Consider the following 22586-nt stretch of genomic DNA (forward strand, 5'->3'; position numbering starts at 1 on the left):
AATCCCCAAAGCAGCTCGTCTACTTTGGGGATTTTTATTAATAATACGATACCGTACGCGGTCTATCGTAGTTAAAGTCTGGTAGATTCATATTATACTGTCTAGAGTTAGCTCTGATGACGCTAGATCCTGTATCAGGCATAGTAGGGTAGAAAACTAGAGAGAGTGCTACTTTACTAAAAACTAGATAATCATTATAAGCTACAAATCCAATGCTGAATCTAGAGTAGAATTTAGAATCAAATAAGTTATCACTTTTATTCGTAATGAAAGCACCTTCAAAGCTGAAATAAGGGTTAAAGCGGAATCCTTTCCACTCATAGGGAGCATAAGATTGCCATTGGTAAGCGAAGGCTAGACGCTTTGATCCTGTTACTTTTTGGGCACGTATCCCCTGGATTACATTATCTAATCTAAGCTCATCTCCGATATGGTCATAACGATTATAGCCATAGATAAACTGAGGGGTAAAGAAGTGTCTAAAACGCCAATTACCCATCATAAATAGCTTAGTGAAATACGTTCCTTCTAATCGTAGAGCTCCTTGTTCTGAATTACTGCCATAGAAGTAACTTCCCCATTCAATATTACCAGAGAAATATCCTAACCTAGTATATCCCCCCATAGCTAGTTTAGCTCCATAGTAGGCTCTTCGCTTGCCGTACTGATCTCTCATACCACCTGTGAGTGCAAATACTTTACCTACCTGAACGTCCTCAATAATATTGTAATTAAAAATGTACTGATCTTGTACATAGTTAATGGAACTTAAACTAACAGAGGCTAAATAGGTGCTCTGGTCTCTATAGAATCCGTATGGATCATATTGTTCTTGTGGGCTTTCTATATAGTTTTGTTTTATATATCGCAGCGAGGTTCTAAGATTGGTAATAACAGGTTTGTCTTTATAGTTTTTAAACAATGGGATAGAATATCCTCCCCAAGTATCTACTGTATTGTATTTGCGTGATTCGTAACTATAATTATTATTAATATCAGGTAAAGAATCTCTTCTAAAATGCTGAGAGAGAGTTACTCCTCCTGCCCATTTAGTATAAGGAGAGTAGAAAGGTCTGTCGACTACAATACCTTTTACGTAGTCTCCCCAAGTCTGTTTGTTATATAACAGATTAGCTCTTATGAATGTATTCTGAATATTGTTTACGGTATAATCAAAGTATACACCTTGTTTTCTCTCTTTATATTTATTAGTATATTGTAGAATCACGTCGTGTCCAAGTCCTGCGAAGTTTCTGTCTCTTAGTTTGATCCTATAAGAAGAGGTAGAGATAGAGCCGGTCGGGTATATACTCCAAGAATCTAATTCTCTAATTAAAACATCTACAGAATCTGGGTGTGACGTAGGGATAGGATACATTGTTACTTTTCTAACGAAGCTCTGAGTACGCAAAAGACGTTCACTCTCTTTTATCTTTAAAGAATCAAAACGATCTCCCTCTTTAAAAATCAAGAAGTTCTTTATGGTGAAGTTCTTGGTTTTAAAGTGGAGTTTATTTCCTATTTCCTCTACTTTGTTTTTTGGTTTTTTCAGAGAGTCAGTATCAGAAAATCCGAAAGGATCTAACGTTTTGATATAGATATTGCGTATAACTTTTCCTTCACCTAATTCTAGATGTTGATTGGTTTTTATTTCGGGAGCATTTGCTATAAGCTTTTTGTTATTCTTATAAACGAGTCTGTTGAAAAAACGTCCTACTTTTGTTTTCTTACTTTTTTGTTCGAGGTTTTTGAAGATTCGAGTAGTGTCTCTCTCTACTAGAGTAGGTGCTTCATGTTCAGAGTAATGCACCTTAGCATAAGATAAAGAATCTTTCTGGTAAGGTTGTTTTTCTTGTGCATTACTAGCTGAAAAGCATAGTATAAATAAGATAATAAAAAAGCCTAGATAACGCATTCTTGTTTAGAAACTTAGATATATAACGCTAAAATTACGTGTTTATTTCTAAATCTCTTATATAATCTTCGTGTTCGTAGAAAAATAGTTCAAAAAGGTTCATTTTATCATTAAAGAAATCATAGATCTCATTCCAAGTCCTTCTGTTATTGATACACACATTTGGTTGTTCTATCCAAATACGGCTGATCAATTTACCGTTTTCTAGGTAAAAGTTTCTTTCAAAAATAGCTTCAGGAAGATATTCTTCAAGTAAGATCGTTTTTAGAGACTCAATCTTCTCGAAATAGATTTTTCTTTTTTCTTCATCTTTATGTTCTATGTCTAATAAAACTTGTGCTTTTTTGTTATCAGCGTAGAATTTAAAAGAGAAATCTTTAATTTTAGTATTGTGCAATAACCATTTGCGAGGATATTCATCTGCAAAAGTTATCCAGAATTCTTTTTTTATTCGTTGTGCTTCTTCTTTGCTAAACATAGATAATAAAATTGTAATTTTAGTAGTTGTAATTAATACGTGTACAAAAATATGACTTTTGATTCTCTTTTACATAGAATACCAGAAATTAAAAGTGTTAATCTACTCGGAGTAGAAGCACAGCAACTTATGGTGCCTGAAGAAAGGCGTCCTTACTTAGCTGTAGATGATTTTATTAAAAAGGATCCGAGGTATTCTGCTGTGATGATGCTTTTGTATCCTAAGGGAGAAGATACTTCTATCTTATTAATAGAAAGAGCTAGCTGTGGTGGGGTGCATTCAGGACAAATAGGATTCCCAGGAGGGAAGTATGAGGAAGAAGACTTATCACTAGAGATGACAGCGCTAAGAGAAACGGATGAAGAAATAGGAGTGTCTCCTAGTAAAATACAAGTGCTAAAAGCATTTACGAGGGTATATATACCTCCTAGTAATTTTATAGTACAACCTTATTTAGGAGTGATAGATCATACTCCTAAAATGACATTAAGCGTAGATGAGGTAGCTAGTGTAATAGAGATGCCACTTAAGACTCTGTTAGACGACAGCATTGTCAGAGAGGTAGGGCTACAGACTAGTTATGCTAAATTTATAGATGTACCTGCGTATGTATACAATGATTTTACGATTTGGGGAGCTACAGCAATGATGTTAAGTGAGTTAAAGGAAACTATTAAGCAGATATATAAGTAGGTAATAAAAATATTGATTCGTTATCTGTGCTGTTTTTCAGTATATTAGTGATTATTTAATATTATTTAGTACTTAGAAGTATGAGTTATTTCATTTAATTAACAAAGTAGAGGAGTAAAAGTTGTAATTTTGTAGTTCGAACCAATGTGTGTGAATTATGGGATTGTTTAAAAGAAATCCATTTGGTCATATTTTATTTTTAAAGAAGTGGATAATTAGAGTTTTTGGATTTGCGACGCATCAGCGTTTCAGAGGCTTTAATAGTTTACAAATAGATGGATCTGAAGTACTTAGACAATTGCCAGATAGGCATGTACTGTTTATTTCTAATCACCAAACTTACTTTGCTGATGTGGTAGCGATGTATCACGTATTTAATGCAAGTCTTAAAGGACGTGAGGATTCTATCAAGAATATATTCTATATCTGGAAGCCAAAGTTAAATCTGTATTATGTAGCTGCTTCTGAAACAATGAAAGCTGGATGGCTACCGCGTATATTAGCTTATGTAGGAGCTGTGACGGTAGATAGAACTTGGAGAAGCCAAGGGAAAGAATTAGAAGAGAAGAGAGAGGTAAATCAAGATCAGGTAGAGAATATTAAAGTAGCTCTAGATGATGGATGGGTAATCACTTTCCCTCAAGGAACAACTAAGTCTTTTAAACCTATTAGAAAAGGAACGGCTCATATTATTAAGAATTATAAGCCTATCGTAGTGCCTATTGTTATCGATGGATTTAGAAGATCTTTTGATAAAAAGGGATTGCATCTAAAGAAAAAAGGTATTCTACAGTCTATGGTGATTAAGGAGCCTTTAGATATCGACTACGAGAATGATACTATAGAACAAATCGTAGAAAAAGTAGAGATGGCGATAGAGCAACATCCTTCTTTCTTGAAAGTGATACCAGAAGAATTTATAGAAGAGGAGAAGGCATTAAATGAGAAAAGAACTTACAAATATTATAAAAAAGACGAACGATAGTTCGTCTTTTTTGTTTGGGGTAAAATGTTGAAGTCTCTTTTTGGGGAATTGGTTAATGTATTATCTTTATCGTTTATTTATACAAAAAAGGAAATACGTGCTTTATGGAGCAAAAAGATAAACGATTAGACGAAATAAAAGAATTATACGATCAGTTGGTGATGGGAGAAGATTTGTCTAATGCCAATGAAGATTATAAAACAGAGTTATATCATAAAAATCAAGAACTGTCAGAACAGATATTATCTATCATAGAGGAAATTCTAAGAGAAGATGCTTTAAATAAAGATGCGCTATTCTGGAAAATACGCATCTATAATGGACCATACTATGATGATGTGTCTGTGATGATGTCTACAGCACAAGAAATTATAGATAAACTGCCTACTGATAAAAAATCTGTGTTCAGTGCTTTTGATTGGTTGTCTTGGATCTATGAGACTAAACTAGAGTTGAAAGAGAAAGCAATTGAGGTATTACATGATAAGTTAATCGAAATATCATTACTAAAAGAAGATTATAGCCTGCAAGATAAAGAGTTTGGTGAGACTTATTATATGATCGCCTATCTATATCGTGAGTTAGAAGACTATGCTACAGCGGTGTCTTTTTATAAATTAGCTTATGATCATTTCCCTGATCACTATTACGCTACTTATCAAGGAGGACGGTTGTTCTTAGAAAGAGGAGAGTATAATGAGGCTTATGAGCTATTAAATTCTTTTTATATTTTTCATGGTAATGAGTATAGTGTCAATTTCGGAAAAGAAATAGAAGAACTATATAAAGCAGGAAAACTAGATGGATATTGGAATTTAATCTCTTTATTATATCATATAGGTATTGATTATCCAGAAGAATTTGGAGCGAAGAATACACGTGAATATGGGATGAGGTTTACTGATATAATAGAAGAAGAGTTAAAAACTAACCCTGATAATGAAATAGTTCTTCGTATGAAAATACGCTATTACCTTGTGGTAGAGAAGAACTCAAAGAGAGCTTTCGAAGCTTTAAGTAAATATTATTCAGTAGTAAAGGAAGTGACAAGTTCTCTTTTCTTTACTTATTATGAGTTAGCAGAAAAGTTTTCAATATCATTAGAGGAGTATCCTGTTCGATGTGATAGTTTTTATGGGTATAACTTAATGACTCGCTTTTTAGAGAGAGCAGGTGAATTAAAAGGAGAAAATAATGAAAGAGCTTTAAAGTATTATGAACAAGCAAAAGAAATAGGAGGATTAGTTATCCCTCAGCTAGATGCTTATTTTGACAGAGGAGAAGGCTCAAAGGTAAATAATAATAGTCATGGCTATGCAATGCTATGTAATAACCTAGGAATCGCTATCAGAAACGTATCTAAACTGAAGGAAGATACTTATGAGACTAATGATTGTAGATATGCCTTAACACTTCATAAAAAAGGATATGAGCTATCTCCTTTTATAGAGAATTTAGATAATGGTTTGTTTTTAGCAGAAATATTAGAAGAATTTGGGGAGGTGGAGTATTTTTCTCAGGAGCTACTGACGTATCACGATGAGTTTAGTAGTGAATGGATGTCGGTTCAAGGACGTATTCTAAAGAATTATATAAACGCTGATCAATATGAGGAAGCAGAGTCGTTTTATTACAGTTTAAAAGAGCGATTTGAACAAAAAGAAATAGAGGATGAGGACATTGTATCAGAGATGATCTATATGGCTGCAGACTTTTTTACTTATGTGCGATATAAGAAACACGACTTTCATAAAACTATTGCTATAACAGAAGAGTTTTTTAGTAATATAATGTATTTTGATTTAGTAGATGAGGTTGCAAAGGTTAATTATTGGTTTAGTCTTGCATGGTCTTATCACGGTTTAAATGATAGAGATAATGCCAGTAAGTACTTCGATATGATAGTTCAGGCTTTTGATGGACATGGACGTTATCAGAGTACAGTAGATGAAATACCTCAAGAATATAGATTACCTAGTCTAGAACGTGAAGCAGTTGATAGATTGTGGAATTTAGCGCAAATAGAGGTTGAAATTAATCAGAATTATTCTTTAATGGATCATACTGCTAATACTAAATTTCTAACAGCTATCGTTGATTATGTACAACAAGGACAGAACACACCTACTGAGTATTGGGTCAATGAAGAATACCATTTGAAGGTATGTCCTCGAAACTTAAGAGAGAACACCAAGGAAGTTGTTTATGATACTTCATTAGATTTCTATTTTAAAGAAGGGAATTATACTATTCGTTTTAATATAGATGAAAGAGAAGAGAAAGTGAGGAAGTTGTTAGGATTGATCTCCAAAAAAGTATGGGCAAAAGAGGTATATACTTATTACTACTTTTATGAAGGAGATGAAGAGACTTCTAATGACTATGAAGTCTTTGGTGGAGGAAAATGCCCAGAGTTAGATGAGGTCGCTCAGCAATTATGGAACGCCTGGGTAGAAAAAATTAAAGCGGTACAATAAGGAATACTTTATAAAGTATTTAATAAGTTAAAACAATGTATCGTAGTTTGTTTTAATAGAGTGAAACATGAACAGTCATATATAGCTATATATGGCTGTTTTTTTGTTTTTAAAATGTAAGTAAACAGATAAGATTGAAACAAGAATGGTGACTTTTGAAATATTTTAATATTTATGATTATTGTGTTATTTACTTTTTATTAATGTTTTTTGTTTGTTTTATATGTGAATTTGAGTTAAAATAATGATTATAAGTTGTTTTTGTGCTTCTTATTGAAATAGCAGTGTATGACAGTATGTGAATTCTGCGTATTTATGGTATTAATGTATGTGACTTTTTAGATGTCTTGTTGTCTTATTTACAGAAGTTAACCATTCGTTTTTGATGAAAGTATACTTTAAGAGTATATAATATATCTAAAAAAGAAAATATGATATATGTCATGTAACGAAAATAGGAGATAGAATTGCTTAATAATCGAATTTTGAGATAATATCTTTAGTAATATTTACAAAATAAGGGTAATTTAGTTTGTTATTTTCTTTACTTATAGAGGAATGGTAAATAAAGTTTAATATTTTATTGTGTAATGATTGTTTTTTGTTTGTCATTTTAAGTTTATCTGTATGATTTTCATAAAACTGATCTTGCATTGTTAAAAAATGTATTTAAGTAAGAAATAAGTAATAAATTTGCACTGCTTTAGAGAAAAATAGGAATATGCGAATATTCATATTTAAGTCCCCACTTATCTAGGCATGTACCACATATTGTATAAATATGTGGCGTATGGTCTTGTGCGTTGAGGGCAGCTTCCAAAGCATTGCATTAACACCACCTAACGCATGAAATTTTTGAGTAATCCTTATAACGCAAAAAATGACAAAGCTATCTTTGAGAAGATAGTGAAGCTAGCTATTGTTTTAGTGACTTTGCAATTTTTATTATCATTAATAGATGTTAATATTACGTTTGGATACTTTGTCCTACCTATCATATATACTATGATTAAATATGACCGTACTAAGGTCAATATATATACAAAATTACAATTACATTTTATCGTTATTTTAGGTGTACTAGTATTAGCCTTTACTGAAATGAGAAGACTATATGAGATTGTCAACTTAGTTTTTTTAGTAGGTTATCTATTGGCTATTTGTAAAAATATAAATTCAGTACACGCAAAGAATTTAAGTCATAAAGCATTTACTTTTATTAGTTTTTTTAGTTTTTATACTGTTGCTGGTACAGTAATTTGTTTCTTATATTTCTTAATGGATTTATTTGACAAGAGCTATGGAGTTACGAGTTCTTTCTTGTTTGGAGGAATAGACTTCTTTGCTATTTTGTTTTCGACACTTACCTTGATCGTTAGTCAATCAGAAGAGATTGTTGAGGAAGAAAGTAAAGAATATGCAAATACGATTATCGAAGCTCCTGTGTTGAATGTTGTTGTTTCAGATGTGTTAGATACAGAAGTTAGTGGTCAAGTAAAAAGCATCATTCACTATTTTGAGAGTTCTGATGAGTATTTAGATACAAGTTTTTCATTAGATCATTTGGCTAAAGAAGTTGAGATGAGTAAGCATCAATTATCAGAAGTTATTAATCACGATATGAATACTAATTTCTACCAATTGCTAGCTCAGTATAGAATTAAACATGCAAAGATTTTAATAGAGAAGAAACAGAATCTAACTATTGAAGCAATTGTGGATGAATGTGGATTTAGTAGTAAATCTACTTTTAATAAGTACTTTAAGTATTTTGTCGGTCAAACCCCTTCAGGATATAGAAGTCTAGTTGCATAAAGGTAAGTTATGGAAGAATATTTATATATACTTATCTTATCAGCAGCAATTGTTTTTGCATGTATATCATACTTTATAAATAATAGACTAGTCAGTAAAAGAAGCTCTCAAAGAATTTTAAATTGGTTTTTATTATTCATGATTTTTCATTGTACTGTAACTATTCTAGTGCGATTCTTTTTTGAAGAAGAAACATTTGTTTATTTAGGGATGCCATTTGGAATATTTTATGCCCCCTATTTTTACTGTTGTTTTAAAACATTTGTAAAAGAGGTTAAAGAAAATGCTGATACAGGTAAAAGTGCGATAGTATTTTTTAAAGAGTATTATATACACTTTGTACCTGGAGTTCTTTTTTTTATTGGATATATCATTACCTTATTTAATTTAGGAAATGTGGATATAGAATTTTTGATTTGTTACTATTTAATTAATTATGTAGTATTAGGTAGTCAGTTAATTCTTTATGCTGTTTTTGGTTATCTAGCAGTTAGCAAATTAAAAATATCAAGTCATGTACGCTTGTTGGTGTTACGTGTTATTTGGATTATGGTTTTTGTAGGTATTGTATCAATAGGTTTAGTATTGTATAATGCAATCCCTAACAATGATGGTAATGTATTATATCTGGGGGTGCTATGTTTAGCAATGACTATTTTTTTCTATTATGTAGAAAAATTGAAAAGCGATGAGGTTTATATTAATCAGAGGGAAGAGGAAAAGTCTGGAAATATAGTTGATGTAGAGCTAAACAAGTATGAGAAATCTAAGTTTGCAAATGAATTTGTAGATGAGTATAAAGAGAAAATAGAAAAAGTAATTCTTAAAGAGCAACTGTTTTTAAAAACAAATTGCTCGTTGGATTTAGTAGAGAAATTAACACGTATACAGAGACATCATCTGTCACAGTTCTTCTCTACTGAGTATGGTAAGAATTTCAATACTTATATTAATGAGTTGCGAGTAGAATACGCTAAAGAGACATTGAAAGCTAGAGACTACAATGTTTCAGTAAGTGAATTAGGGGAAGAATGTGGATTTAATTCTCGAACTTCTTTTTTTAGAGCATTTAAAAAATATGTGGGAGTATCTCCTTCAGAGTATATTGAGAATCAACAAGTCAGAACGACAAACAACAATAATTAATTACCTCGATTTTACATAGCCAGTGTAGAATCAATCGCTACAAAAAAGTCACAACGTTTCGCCAATGTTGTGACTTTTTTTTGTTTTAAGCAGATGTGTTTTGTTCTATAGAATGATATTCTACTTTCTATGTTGTTTGCTAAGAGTGTTGAAATAGTGTCATGATATCATAAAATGTAAGTGGGATTTGTGTTCTTTTTTGATAAATATTAAGGGGTATTCTAGTTGTGAAATTTACTTTTTTTATTGTAGTATTTATGATTCAAAAAGCTGTTTTTGTTGTTTCAAAAACGCTTTTTATAGGTATTTTTCTATTTTTTTTTAACATAGCTGTGTTTTTTGGAGATAAATAAAAAAGTATTTTGTAAGTATCTGTTAGCTTGTTGTTAATGAATTTTTGTTTCGTGTTTCATTTTATTGGTACGTCTTTCGAGCTAATGTTTTGGAACATTTTATCCCTCCTTTTAAGAGAAATTTGTAACATAAATAATGCGCGTATAGAATTAAGGTCTATGCGTTTAAAATGATGCTAATAAAAACAAAACTAGGCATTGTTAATAATTTAATTATAAAAGACTACTTGATCTAAGATTCATTTGACTAGAATTTTCTTCAGTAGCATTTTTTTAAAATAAGATATTAATCATTATTGTTATGAAAAAAAGATTACTTCCTGTTGCACTTTTATTAGGAACTTTTGCTACTAATGCCCAAGTAGGTATTGGTACAGCAACACCTAATAAATCTGCAGAATTATTAATCGAGTCAAGTAATAGGGGTTTATTGATTCCTAATGTTGCATTAACTAGTGCTACTGACAGAACAACTATCACAAATGGTAATGTTCAAAGCTTGATGGTTTACGCTACAAAAATTTCTGAGGAGAAAGATATTACTCCAGGGTATTACTATTGGGATATCAATAAGTGGGTTCGTTTAACAGCGGATAAAGATATACCTCAGATTGTAGTGAATAATTTCCAAGAGATTGTAAATAAAGATGGTGATAAAGTACAGAATATCATCAAGAACATCGTTAAGAATACAGAAGGTAATGTTATCTATGAAGATGATAAGTTTTATACGTTCACTAAAGATGGTGACAAAGTTGTAAAACAAGAGATAAAAGATAAATTGACTTCTATCGTGTATGATGAAGTTACTGGAGACTATATTTATTACAATGAGAATGCTGTAGATCGCAATGGCAAAATCATTGGTGAAGGTATTCGCATTAAAGTAAAAGAGACAGTTATCAATAAGTTTGGTGATATCATCAATAATAACACTGTTCAAGAACACATTACTAATTACTTAGATGGAACTCATGTAGGTGGTAATGTTTATTATGAAGGTGATAAGCTTACTTATGTAACTAAAGAAGGAGAAAGAAAAGAAGTTTCTATTAATCAAGTTATTACTGCTAATGAAAGCAAGACTGCTATTATCACTGTAAATAAAAAGCAATATTACGTTTCTGAAGAGTATCTAGTAGCAAATAAAGGAGTAGTACCAACTACGGTTGATCCTACTAAGTTACCTGAGGGTATCTATCTTATTGATGTAGTTGGAGGAGTTGTCAATAACTTTGAGGAGGTAGTAAACAACGGGCCAATAACAGTTGATGGGACTACTTATCAAACAATCAATGATTATATAACTCACTTAACTGAATCAACAGGAGGGTTTACCAAGATTATCTACGATGCTACAACAGGAGATGCTATCTTCCAAGAGTGGAATGAGACTACTAACTCATGGGTAAATGTAGATAATACTAAGTTTAACAAGATAGTAACAGACAACGAGACTGTTACGACATTAGTTGAAAATGCTGATGGTACTTATACTTATTATAACGAGAAAGAAATAGATGCAAATGGTCAACCATTAAGCGGGGCAACAGGAGTAACTATTGATCCAAAAGAAGTATCAGTTGCTTTAGATACCACAAAGCAGGTGTATGAGTTCAAAAACTCAAACGGTGATGTAATTGGTGAAATTGATGCAAATGCAAATGCAATTTTTTATAATGATAACTCTACAAACCTTGGCGTAACAAATGTTCAAGGAGCAATAGAGAAGTTATTAGAAAAGATAACAACTGTAGAAGGGACAACAGGAAATTTAGTAGTATCAGGAGGTCTTGAATTTACAGCTAAAACAACTGGAGTTAAAGCATTATTAGCAGATGCTAATATCCAAGTAGCAAATAAAGGAATCTCTACTGAGAAATTGGACGATAAAGCAGTTACTAACGAAAAGTTAGGTGATAAGTCTGTATCAGCAGATAAGATGACTTCTTTTACTTCAGAAAATGGAACTACTAATCCTGTAGCTGAAGGACAAATCCCTGTAGCTGATGGAAAAGGAGGAGTTGCTTATAAAGAAATCTCAGGTGAGACTCTTAAAGGTAAAGCTCTTACTTCAGGTTCTATCTCAGTTATCGGAGGAGAGAAAGCATTATTAGATGCTACTAAGATAGAAGTAACTGGAGGTAAGAATAAAGGTGATGTATTAGTTACTACTGATAAACCTTTGACTAATGATAAAGGAGAAGTAGTTAAAGATAAAGAGGGAAACACAGTATATATTACAGAATGGGTTAACCCTAAGGATTTTGTGTCGGGAACTGTAACAGCTAAGAATGGTGTTACTGTAGTAAATGATAAAGACGGTAATAGTGAGTTCAAATTAGGAGGTGCTTTGACAGAAGCAACTGTTATCGATACTAAAGAGTATACGTTAGCAATTGCTAATATGGATTCAGTAGAGAAAGGTAAAGTATTAGAGAACAATTTAGTTATTGCTGATGCTAATGGTGTATTAAAACAAACTTCTGCTAAGAACTTGATTGAGGATGCTGTTGAAGTAGGGGATTTAAAAGCAAAAGCTTTAACTACAGATGGAGTTATTGTGATAGGTACTGATAGTACATCAACTACTGTTTTAGCAGATAATTCATTATTAGCTGATGTAAAATTAAACATAGGAAAAGATAAAATAACTGCAGATCATATTGCTACAGGTGCTGTAACGTCAGACGAGATATTAGATGGTACGATTAAACCTGAAGATATGGCATCAGATGGAAAATCTAAAGTATTAGTTACTGGAGCTGATGGTCAAGTACAGTGGATTGATCAATCTACTTTAAATAATAAAGATACTTTCACAGGAAATGCTCCAATTAGTATAGTAGAAGGTTCAACTAATACAACTGGAGGTAAAGATTATGTGATTCAGATTGCTGATGCGGATGGTACTACAGCTGGTATTACTAAACAAGCTGAAGTAGATCCAACTATTTTATTTAAAGATGGTGTAGCGTCTGTTAACGTTGAAAATATAGCAAAAACACAAGGTAAAGCACTTACTTCAGGTTCTATTACAGTATTTGGTGGTGAAAAAGCTCTTTTAGATGGGACTGTTATAGAAGTTCAAGGAGGAGATAAAGATGGTCAAGTATTAGTTACAAAAACAAAAGAAATAGTTGTAGGTAAAGATGCTAATGGTACAGATATAAAAGAAACTCATAAAGTTACAGAATGGGTAGATCCTAAAGACTTTGTATCAGGAACTGTAACTGCTAACAACGGTATTACAGTAGTGAATGACTTAGATGGTAATAGTGAGTTCAAATTAGGAGGTGCTTTGACAGAAGCAACTGTTATCGATACTAAAGAGAATACGTTAGCTATTGCTAATATGGATTCAGTAGAGAAAGGTAAAGTATTAGAAAATAATCTAGTTATCGCTGATAAAGAAGGTGTATTAAAACAAACTTCTGCTAAGAACTTGATTGAAGATGCTGTTGAAGCAGGTAATTTAGAAGCAAAGGCATTAAAAGGAGTAGGAATTACGGTAACAGCTGGAGATAAAGAAGGTACTGATACTTCAGTAGCTAGTTCTTTATTGAAAGATGTAACTTTAGGTATTGCTGATGGAGCTGTTACTTCTGATAAAATGAAAGCGACAGTTGCAGACGGGAATGGAGGTTCTAAAAATGCAGAAGAAGGTATGGTACCTGTGGCTAATGCTGATGGAACAGTTACTTATAATAAAGTTAACGCTAAGCATGTTACTTATACGAAGCCTACTGAGGATAACGGATTAACATCTAATACTGTAGAAGGAGCTATTAACGAGTTAGCAGGTAAAAAAGGAGATCTTAAAGTGGCAGGAGGAATGTTAACTATCGATGATGGTGGTAAAGATGCTCTTCGTCATGATGCTACTATTTCTTTAAACCTTGAAGGAATGAATGCTATTAAAGTAATTGATGGCGTTTATGGCGTAGAAGATAAGGATGTAATCTTACTGGGAAATGCTGTTAATGGAGATGTAATAGTAAATCTTCCTACAGCAACAGCAGCAAATAAAGGAAAGAAATACACTATCAAAAAGTACGATGCAGAAGAGGATAACTATGTAACTGTACAAGGAAACATAGAGGGAGCAAGTGAGTTATACACAGCTCTTCCTTACTCTGGATGGGATTTAGTATCTGATGGTACTCAATGGCAAATCGTTAACAAATTTTAATCACCTTACTTAATTAGAAATCAAAATGAAAAAATTAATATTATCAGCTACAGTAGCTTTCACAGTTTTAACAACTTCAAATATATACGCTCAACAAGGATTCGGAACTAATACACCAGATAGATCATCTGCTGTAGAGATCGTTTCAGGTAAACGTGGTTTATTGATTCCTAGATTAGAGTTAAAAGATACTAAAATAGCTTCTCCAGTTTCAAAGCCAGCTAATGCATTATTTGTTTATAATACTGCTACAGCAGGAGATGTAACTCCAGGATTTTACTACTGGGAAACAGCAGATCAAAATGATGAGACTAAAGGTAGATGGGTACGTTTTGTATCATCTAACTCAGGAAGTGCTGTAACAGTTTCTCCAGGAGAGAATGTAACTGTGAAAGATACTAAAATTGGACACGATACAAATTATGAGGTTAGTGTAAAAGGAGGAACTGCTCCTAACCAAGTGTTAGTGACTAAAAAGAAGGGTGATACATTTGTTACAGAATGGGTTAACCCAGAGGAATTTGCTAGTACAGCAGTTGTTGGTGTAAATGGTATTGAAACTAGTGTGAAAGATGGTAAAGTACATGTTGGATTAGGTGGTAATTTATCAAAAGCTACTGAAATCAAGACTACAAAAGATAATACATTAGCTATTTCAGGTTTAGAAACTCTAGTAGGCAAAGATGCTACTACAGGAAATAAATTTGATGCTACTACACAAAACATTGTAGTAATGGGATCTGACGGTATCTTAAAGAATGTATCTGCTAAGGATTTAATGGAAGATGCTATTAAAAATGGTGCTATAGACGGAAAAGCATTAACATCTAAATCAATCGTAATTGATGAGAACGGTAAGGAATCTCTTTTAAAAGATGTGAATATCGAGATTAAAGGAGGAGATAAGGATGGACAAATCTTAGTAACGACTCCTAAATTAGATGATAAAGGACAACCAATTGTTGAAAATGGAAAAACTGTTTATGAAACAAAATGGGTTGATGCAGCAGGAAATACAGTAAAGTCTGGTCAAGGTATTACAGTTAAAGATGACAACACTGTTAACTTAGGAGGTAAGATTAAAAATGATGGTACTACACCAGGTGCTATTATTGACTTAACAGATACTAAGGGTGATAAAGCGGGTGATATTGCTATTAAAGGATTAGAAGAGCTAGTAGGTAAAGAAGCTACTACTGGAAATAAATTAGATTCAGGAAGTGACAAACTTGTTATCGCAGATAAAGATGGTGTATTAAAACAAACTTCTGCTAAGAACTTAATTGAAGATGCTGTAGATAAAGGAGGGTTAACTGCTAAAACATTAACTACTGATGGTAAAATTGTTATTGGTGATTCTCAATCTTCTGAACTAAAAAATGCTGTTTTAGTGGATACTAAACTAAGTATTAAAGAAGGAAGTATTACATCTACAGAGATTCTTGATGGTACAATAGCAAATGTTGACTTAGGCAATGGAGCTGTAACTTCAGATAAAATGACAGCAGGCGTAGCTGATAAAGATGGTAAAATTAAAAATGCGGATAAGGGAATGATTCCTGTAGCAGGAGATAATGGAACAGTAACTTACCAACAAATAACAGGAGAGTTGTTAAATGGTAAAGCATTAACATCAGGTTCTATTTCTGTATTTGGTGGAGAGAAATCTTTATTAGATGCAACTAGAATTGATATTACAGGAGGAAGTAAAGAAGGTCAAGTATTAGTGACTTCTAATGAGCCTTTGAAAGATGAAAATAATCAACCTGTAGTTGATAAGAGTGGTAATCCTGTTTACGTAACAAAATGGGTTGAAGCATCTGCTTTAGGAAATACAGTTAAGTCAGGACAGGGTATTACAGTTAAATCTGATAATACAGTGAATTTAGGTGGTGAAATAACAGAGCTAACTAAATTAGATTTAACAGGAAATGGCTCATTAGCGATTACAGGATTAGATACTCCTACTGATAAAAATACTGTTTTAGAAAATGTAAAAATCGGAACAGATGGTAAGTTGTATGCTGTAAGCAAATCTGAATCTACAGGAAGTATTACTATAACTAACGAAGGTGATATTAATATCGCAGGAGATACTAATTACTCTATTAATCAAGAAGAAGTGGTAATCGAAGTTACTTTAGGGGCTACAGATACTAATTTAAAATTACCAACTCCAAGCGGTGTAGAAGGACAAACTATTAGTGTGAAAATTGCTAATACAAATGAAAATCACAATGGTTATTTAAATATTGTTCAAGAGAATGATACAGTAAGTAATCGTTTAGCTTATGGAGCTATGCCATTCCAAGGATGGATTATCAAGTCTAATGGAACGAAATGGATCGTTGTTGGACGTAACTAATAAAAAAATAGAATACAAAAGATGAAAAAGACATACATAGGATTTGCCGGACTTAGTTTATTGCTTTTATTAGGAACTCAAACCGTTCAAGCACAACAAGGATTCGGAACAGACAACCCACATAGATCAGCAGCAGTAGATATACAATCCTCAAAAAGAGGATTGTTGATACCACGTGTGGATTTAAAATCAACTATTGATAAAGAGACTATCGTTAGTCCAGCTCAATCATTGATGGTATATAATCAAGCAACTACAACAGTTGGAACTAATGATGTTACTCCAGGTTATTACTACTGGGATATAGATCGTTGGGCTCGTTTTGCTAAACAATCTGATATTACTGCTATTACTTTAGCAGGTGATGTAACTGGGCCAACTAATGCAACCGTAGTAGGTAAAATACAAGGTGTAGAAGTATCCAAAAATAACCCAACTGCTAATCAGGTGTTGACTTTAGTAAATGAGGTATGGACACCAACAACTATTACATCAAGCTTGATTTCTGATGCAAAAGGAATTACAGGTACTGGGATTACTGTAGGAGGTACAGATAATGGAGCAGGATCAGTATTAAAAGAGGTAACTCTTTCGATTACACACGGTGCAGCTAATCAAGTGATGGTAACAAATGCTGATGGAAATGGAACTACTTGGGTAGATCAAAAAGATATCGTTAAAGCTAACGAAACAGTTACTACTATTAAAGAAGGAACAAATATTACTGTAACTAAAGCTGCAGATTCTCATGAGTACACTTTAGATGTTCCAACAGCTACTAAAGATGTAGCAGGTGTAGTAAAAGCAGGTGAAGGATTAAATGTAGATGGTACTGGTAACCTAACAGTTAACTATGAAACTGCTAAAGAAAAATTAGCTAAAGGAAATGTTACTTCTAATTCAATTGTTGTTAATGATGATAAAGGAAGTGTAGGTTCTACATTCAAAGATGTTTCTTTAGAAATAAAAGCGGGTAATAATGGGCAAGTAATGGTTACTAAAGAAGGTAAAGCTACTTGGGTAGCACAATCTGAAATAGTTCCTACAACTACTAATGATATAAAAACTGAAGGAACAAATATTGTGACAACAGTTAACAATCAAAAAGCAGAATTAACTTTAGCAGGTGATGTAGTCCTTAAAGGGGGTAAAACAGTTGTAGGTGGTATTCAAGGTAGGCCTGTAAGTGAAACTAAACCAGCTGCTGGACAAACTTTAGTTTATAATACAACTACAAATACTTGGGAACCAGGTACACCAAATGTAGGAGTTGACAACGTTACTGATGGTAAGGATTTAACTGCTGCAGATGGAGATGCTGCAACAATTGAAGTTGTAAATGGTGGATTAAAAGCTGTATTAGTTGAGACAAGTTTAAGAGTAAAAGAAGAATCAATTACTTCTAAAGAAATTAAAAATGGTACTATTAAACCAGAGGATGTTGCTAAAGCTGGTAATAATCAAGTTTTAGTTACTGATGGTTCTGGTGTTCCAGCTTGGAAAAATCAAAATAAAGTAGCTCCTCAGTTCTTCTATATGCCAGCAGTTATTTTTGATACAAAAGCAAAAGGAACTGGTTTAGTAAGAGATTTATATCAAGAGTATGTAAATCAATTTACAGGAGGTGAAAGTGGTTCTTATGATATTGCTCATGGTGCAGGTGGATATACGATGCCTTATACAGGAGGAGTAGTGGGGAGTGATGGTGCTCCAGCAGATATAGCTGTGTTTGATAGAGGAGAGCTTTATTACTATGTGACTTATTATGACACAAAAGTATTTAAAAATCTTAAGATAGATAAAGATGGTAAGCTTACTTATGACATCGTTGGTAATGCGACACCTGCTTCTTATATGAATATCGTTTTTGTAATCAAATAACGAAAAAATAGTTAGGTATCTTTAGCTTAAGATACTTATTAAACTAAATTATAATTACAAATATAATATGATATATAAAATTATAAATAAGATAACAGTCAAAGTAGTACTTGCTCTAAGCCTAGTCTTAGGGGTAAGTACCACTATGTTGGCAGATGGTTCTAGAAATTTATACCCTAGTGGTGTGAGTGGACATCGTGCTATGTTATTAGGAAAAGGATATGATTCACCTGAAGCAATACCATTTCCTAATGAAGGAGCACATTATGTATATGCTAAAGTAGGTGAAACTATCACAATGGCATCTTCAGCTCAGGGTTTTTCAGGAAGAAACGATGAAAATAAAATTGTTTTGTATTCCCCAACAGGAGGGATAGTAGTTGAAAATGAGAAAGATGGGAGGATATCTAATCGAGATGATGAATTAGGAGGGCCTAGATTAAAAAACAATAATAACTCAGGAAGCTATACTCCTATATATTATAAAGTCACAGTTGAAGGAATATATCGTGTAGAGTTTACATCTAGAAGAACTAGCCAACCTGGTCCTGTATTACAGGCAGATAATTCATGGAAACAAGAGAATGATGCTGCTATTAGAGCTTGGGATGTATCAGTTATTAATGAAAATAATACAAAGTTTATTGATGGTAGAGTTTATACGACAAATTTAAATTTTACTAACGGAAACTTCAATGGTGAATATGCAAATGTTTCTTTTCAAGGGAAGTTTTTTGTTCGTACCAATGATGGGTTTACATATAGAGTGACTCATAAGGGGTCTTCAGGTATTGTATGGGCATTTTTTGTTAATAATAATGGTTTCTATGACGCTAAAACAAAGAATTCTTTGTATAAAAGTATGAATAGTCAGGCTAGTCAGGTTAGAAATCAAATCCACAATCCTAATAATCCAGATGATGATAGTAATATTACCCATAAGATCTACTATACATTACCAGCAAAAGATATGCCTAATAAGGCAAAAGTTGCTATTAATAGTACCTCTTATGGTTTGACTACATGGTTAAATCCTACAGTAATAGAGCCAGAAGTATCTAATGTGAAGATAGTAGGTGCTGAAGGGACAGTAGGTATTTTTGGACATAAAGGTGGGTATATAGAATTTGATGCTCCTGTAAGTGGACAACAGTTTACGATTGATATCATAAATAATGGGTCTGTATTTAAAAGATTAGAAGGAAATACTAAGGAAGGACACAATAAAATTTATTGGGATGGAGTAGGAACAAATGGACAAAAATTAAAAGGTGTAGTTCCGGTTGATCTAAATGTACAATTACAAGGTGCCGAAGTTCACTTCCCTTTCTTTGATATGGAATATAATATAGGAGGTATAGCAATAGAATTATTAGATTACCATAATTATAGTAATGTACTATCAGATTTAGTATTTTGGGATGATAGTGATATACCTGATGTTAAAAGTAGATATGGAGCAAACGTTTCGCCTAAAAATAATAGTCATTTAGAACCTGGAAATAAGGGAATTAGTAGTAATATTAATGGACATAAGTGGGGTGAAGGAGGTTCTGGAGCTAGTAATACATTTGGTGATAAAAAATCAATGGATACTTGGACATTCAGAGTTGGAAATAAAAAAGAGATTAAGACAGAGGTTGTTATAAAAGAGGCAGACCTTTATACGAATATTACTTATAAAGTAGGTGGAACTGGTAAAGGACATAAAGGAGATACAGTAGATTATGTAGTGACAGCAGGTAATAAAGGACCTTCTGATATTATAGCAGATGCTAGTAAAGGAATTCATGGTGCTCCTTTTACATTTACAGTACCTCCAGGAGTGGATGTAATCAATCCAAAAGGAGTAAAAGCAACTTTTAAATGTGCAAATGGAAATGCTAAAGAATCAGTAGCACTTACTTATGATCCTCTAACGCGTACATTCCGTTCAGAATTACAAATACCTAATGGATGTAAAGTTGAGTATAAAATCACAGGAGTGTTAAATGGTATGACAGGATCAATGATTGCTGAATCAACCATTATGAGACCTGCTGATGTTTCTGATCCAGATGCAACAAATGGAGACCCAAATGTGAAACCAACGAATCCACATTATGAATGCTATAATAATGATTCAGGTAATTTACCTGGTGGAAGTGGATCGATAGGATGTAACAATATCAATGAAGTTGTCTTTATGGCACTTGGTGAGTGTGTAGATAAGATATTGTATTTTGAAGATTTTGATCGTGGATATTGGAATGTGAATTCTGGAAGAACGGATTGGACTCAACGAGCTTCTATTAGTATAGGAGCAAATGGAGAGATATTAAAAAATCAAGATGGTTCGATAAAAAGACAAGGTCCTAGAGGAGGAGCAACTGCATCTTATCTTTTTGCACCTGGTGTTAACGATCGTCGTTATGCAGGCGCAAACGGAAATCCTCATAGTGAAACTATCTCTGTAGCACGTATCAAAAATGGATATTATTCTGTAAATCCTCCTGGGTATGTACAGATGGGTATCCCTACAACAGATTCTTGGCATGAAGGAATATGGGTAGAGAATGCACCAAGTAATGATCCAACTAAACCAGATAGTAATTTTGACTGGACTCCAGCTTGGGATAATGCTAAAGCGATAAGAGATATGTCTGGAGCAGTAAATGGTTCTGCATTCTTAGTAAGAGGAGCTGCTTCAGCTGAGCAAAGTATTAAACCGTTTTATGAGTTTGAATTAGCAGAAAAAATAGAGAAAGACAGAGTTTATACTTTAGATATCTATTCTTATGTGACTTACCATGATAAAGATTATATGATCATGGATGTGTTAGATAAAGAGACTGGTCATATCTATGCATCAGTTCCATTGAAGTATGGAGGTGTTGGATTGCCAGAAGGAGCTAAACCAGAAGGATTTAGTTTAGGATGGGTGCCACTAACTGCTAGTTTTACATTTGCTGATGCTGAATGTGTAGATGTTTTAGGTAAAGATGTGAAAATTGCTATTCGAGGAAGTCAGGATAGAGCTTTAAAAACAGGAAAAGGTTTTGGACATACTCTGATAGATAATATCACATTCTCTAAGCGTATTCAAGATCCAAGTTGTGGAATCCATGTCTCTAATATTACTTGTGCAGATGAGTGTTATCAAGACATCGTAGGTAAAGGTTTTGGATGGTTTTATAGAGCTGGAGCTAAACCAGGAGGTAGTAATGTAGTTGAGAAGTTTGAACAACCTGCTACAGATGGAGGATTTGTTGTAGATATTTATCGATTAGACAATTCTTTTAATATGGTTATTAATGGAGTATCTCTTTATAAAGAAGAATTAGAGTTTGAAACAGGCCATGAAAATAGAAATGTGCGTTTTAAGTCTGATGGAAAAAGATTTGGAGAGACAGGAACTAGTGCTGTTTGGAATGTAAATAAAAATCCTAATAATAAGGAGAATGATAATACACATATTGATCTGAATGATCGATTTAATAATCCTTCACCAGTTATCCGTGTTAATATTGATAAATGGGGGAATGTAACATTATGGGGAAAAAGAACTACGGATGCTTCGTTAGAAGAATTGGAAGTGTATGATCGATATAATGGAGATGTAGCAGTACCGTTGCAAGTAGTACATTGGATTTCAGAAGGAACAGGTGCAAATATCAATAAAGTAGATGTAACTCAAAATGTAATTGGTCAAACGATGATGTATGGTTTTGGTTATGGTCAACAGCAAAAAGAGTGTGAAACTTGTACTATAGAGAAAGAAGGAGTGTTTACAGATGAGAGTAAAGATGGATATGCACAAGTAGGAGAAACAATCTTATATACTTTCGATGTGAAAAATGCAGGTGATATGGATATAGTGGATATTGAGATTATTGACCCATTGTTTGGATTCACCATTAAGCTGGATGAACGTACTCATCTGCCATTACAAGAGGGAGTGATTTTCTCAGGGGATAATAACAATAATGGTATTTTAAATAGAAATGAGACTTGGACGTTCACAGTATCTTATAAAGTAACAGAAGTTGATGTATTCGAAACGAAAGGGGTTTACAACCGTGCAACTGTAACAGGAGTAGGTAGATTGTCTAAATCAACACGTAATGTTAAGGAACTTTCAACAGATCCAACACCATATAAAGAAGGTGACGAAGGATGGGATGCTACTAAAGAATTTCATACTTATGTACCTTTAAAAGGGAATGGATTATTGATAACGAATCCTATGATTTATCAAAAAGTGAGATAATAGAATAATAACTGTGCTAGTTTCACACTAGCACAGT

Annotated in this window: 11 protein-coding genes; 9 read left to right on the forward strand and 2 right to left on the reverse strand. The window is 33.0% G+C overall.

Translation table 11 applies throughout. From position 1 onward, the window contains the following. Positions 1–37: 37 nt before the first annotated feature. Both HX049_RS04965 and HX049_RS04970 read right to left on the reverse strand, forming a co-directional pair. A complete protein-coding gene (locus HX049_RS04965; protein WP_286414480.1) occupies positions 38–1915 on the reverse strand; it encodes a hypothetical protein in 1878 nt (625 codons plus the stop codon). A 34-nt stretch (positions 1916–1949) separates the two neighbouring features. Next, a complete protein-coding gene (locus HX049_RS04970) occupies positions 1950–2393 on the reverse strand; it encodes a DUF4268 domain-containing protein (RefSeq protein ID WP_286414482.1) in 444 nt (147 codons plus the stop codon). Between the two features lie 51 nt (positions 2394–2444). Between HX049_RS04970 and HX049_RS04975 the strand changes: the two genes are divergently transcribed. The 9 genes from HX049_RS04975 to HX049_RS05015 all read left to right on the forward strand — a co-directional run bounded on the left by HX049_RS04975 (position 2445) and on the right by HX049_RS05015 (position 22549). Further along, the gene (locus HX049_RS04975; RefSeq protein WP_286414483.1) at positions 2445–3086 is read left to right on the forward strand and encodes an NUDIX hydrolase; all 642 of its coding nucleotides are present in this window, start codon (positions 2445–2447) and stop codon (positions 3084–3086) included. Between the two features lie 157 nt (positions 3087–3243). After that, positions 3244–4071 (forward strand): lysophospholipid acyltransferase family protein, encoded by an 828-nt coding sequence (locus tag HX049_RS04980; protein WP_286414485.1) that lies wholly within the window; start codon positions 3244–3246, stop codon positions 4069–4071. Between the two features lie 104 nt (positions 4072–4175). Beyond that, positions 4176–6548, forward strand: a complete 2373-nt coding sequence (locus tag HX049_RS04985; RefSeq protein ID WP_286414488.1) for a tetratricopeptide repeat protein — start codon at positions 4176–4178, stop codon at positions 6546–6548. A gap of 846 nt (positions 6549–7394) precedes the next feature. Next, complete coding sequence (locus HX049_RS04990) at positions 7395–8363, forward strand: AraC family transcriptional regulator (RefSeq protein ID WP_286414490.1); 969 nt, start codon at positions 7395–7397, stop codon at positions 8361–8363. Positions 8364–8372: 9 nt separating this feature from the next. After that, positions 8373–9509 (forward strand): helix-turn-helix domain-containing protein, encoded by a 1137-nt coding sequence (locus HX049_RS04995; protein WP_286414491.1) that lies wholly within the window; start codon positions 8373–8375, stop codon positions 9507–9509. A 654-nt stretch (positions 9510–10163) separates the two neighbouring features. Next, a complete protein-coding gene (locus HX049_RS05000) occupies positions 10164–14054 on the forward strand; it encodes a hypothetical protein (protein WP_286414493.1) in 3891 nt (1296 codons plus the stop codon). 25 nt (positions 14055–14079) lie between these two features. Continuing rightward, positions 14080–16419: a hypothetical protein gene (locus tag HX049_RS05005; protein WP_286414495.1), complete on the forward strand. Its 2340-nt coding sequence runs from the start codon at positions 14080–14082 to the stop codon at positions 16417–16419. A 21-nt stretch (positions 16420–16440) separates the two neighbouring features. Continuing rightward, positions 16441–18300 carry a hypothetical protein gene (locus tag HX049_RS05010; RefSeq protein WP_286414496.1) on the forward strand — a complete coding sequence of 620 codons (1860 nt, stop codon included), beginning with the start codon at positions 16441–16443 and terminating at the stop codon, positions 18298–18300. A 67-nt stretch (positions 18301–18367) separates the two neighbouring features. Beyond that, complete coding sequence (locus HX049_RS05015; RefSeq protein ID WP_286414497.1) at positions 18368–22549, forward strand: DUF7507 domain-containing protein; 4182 nt, start codon at positions 18368–18370, stop codon at positions 22547–22549. The last annotated feature ends 37 nt before the right edge of the window (positions 22550–22586 follow it).

Origin of the sequence: Myroides odoratimimus (assembly GCF_030326305.1) — a bacterium.
GTDB classification, from domain to species: Bacteria; Bacteroidota; Bacteroidia; order Flavobacteriales; family Flavobacteriaceae; genus Flavobacterium; species Flavobacterium odoratimimum_A.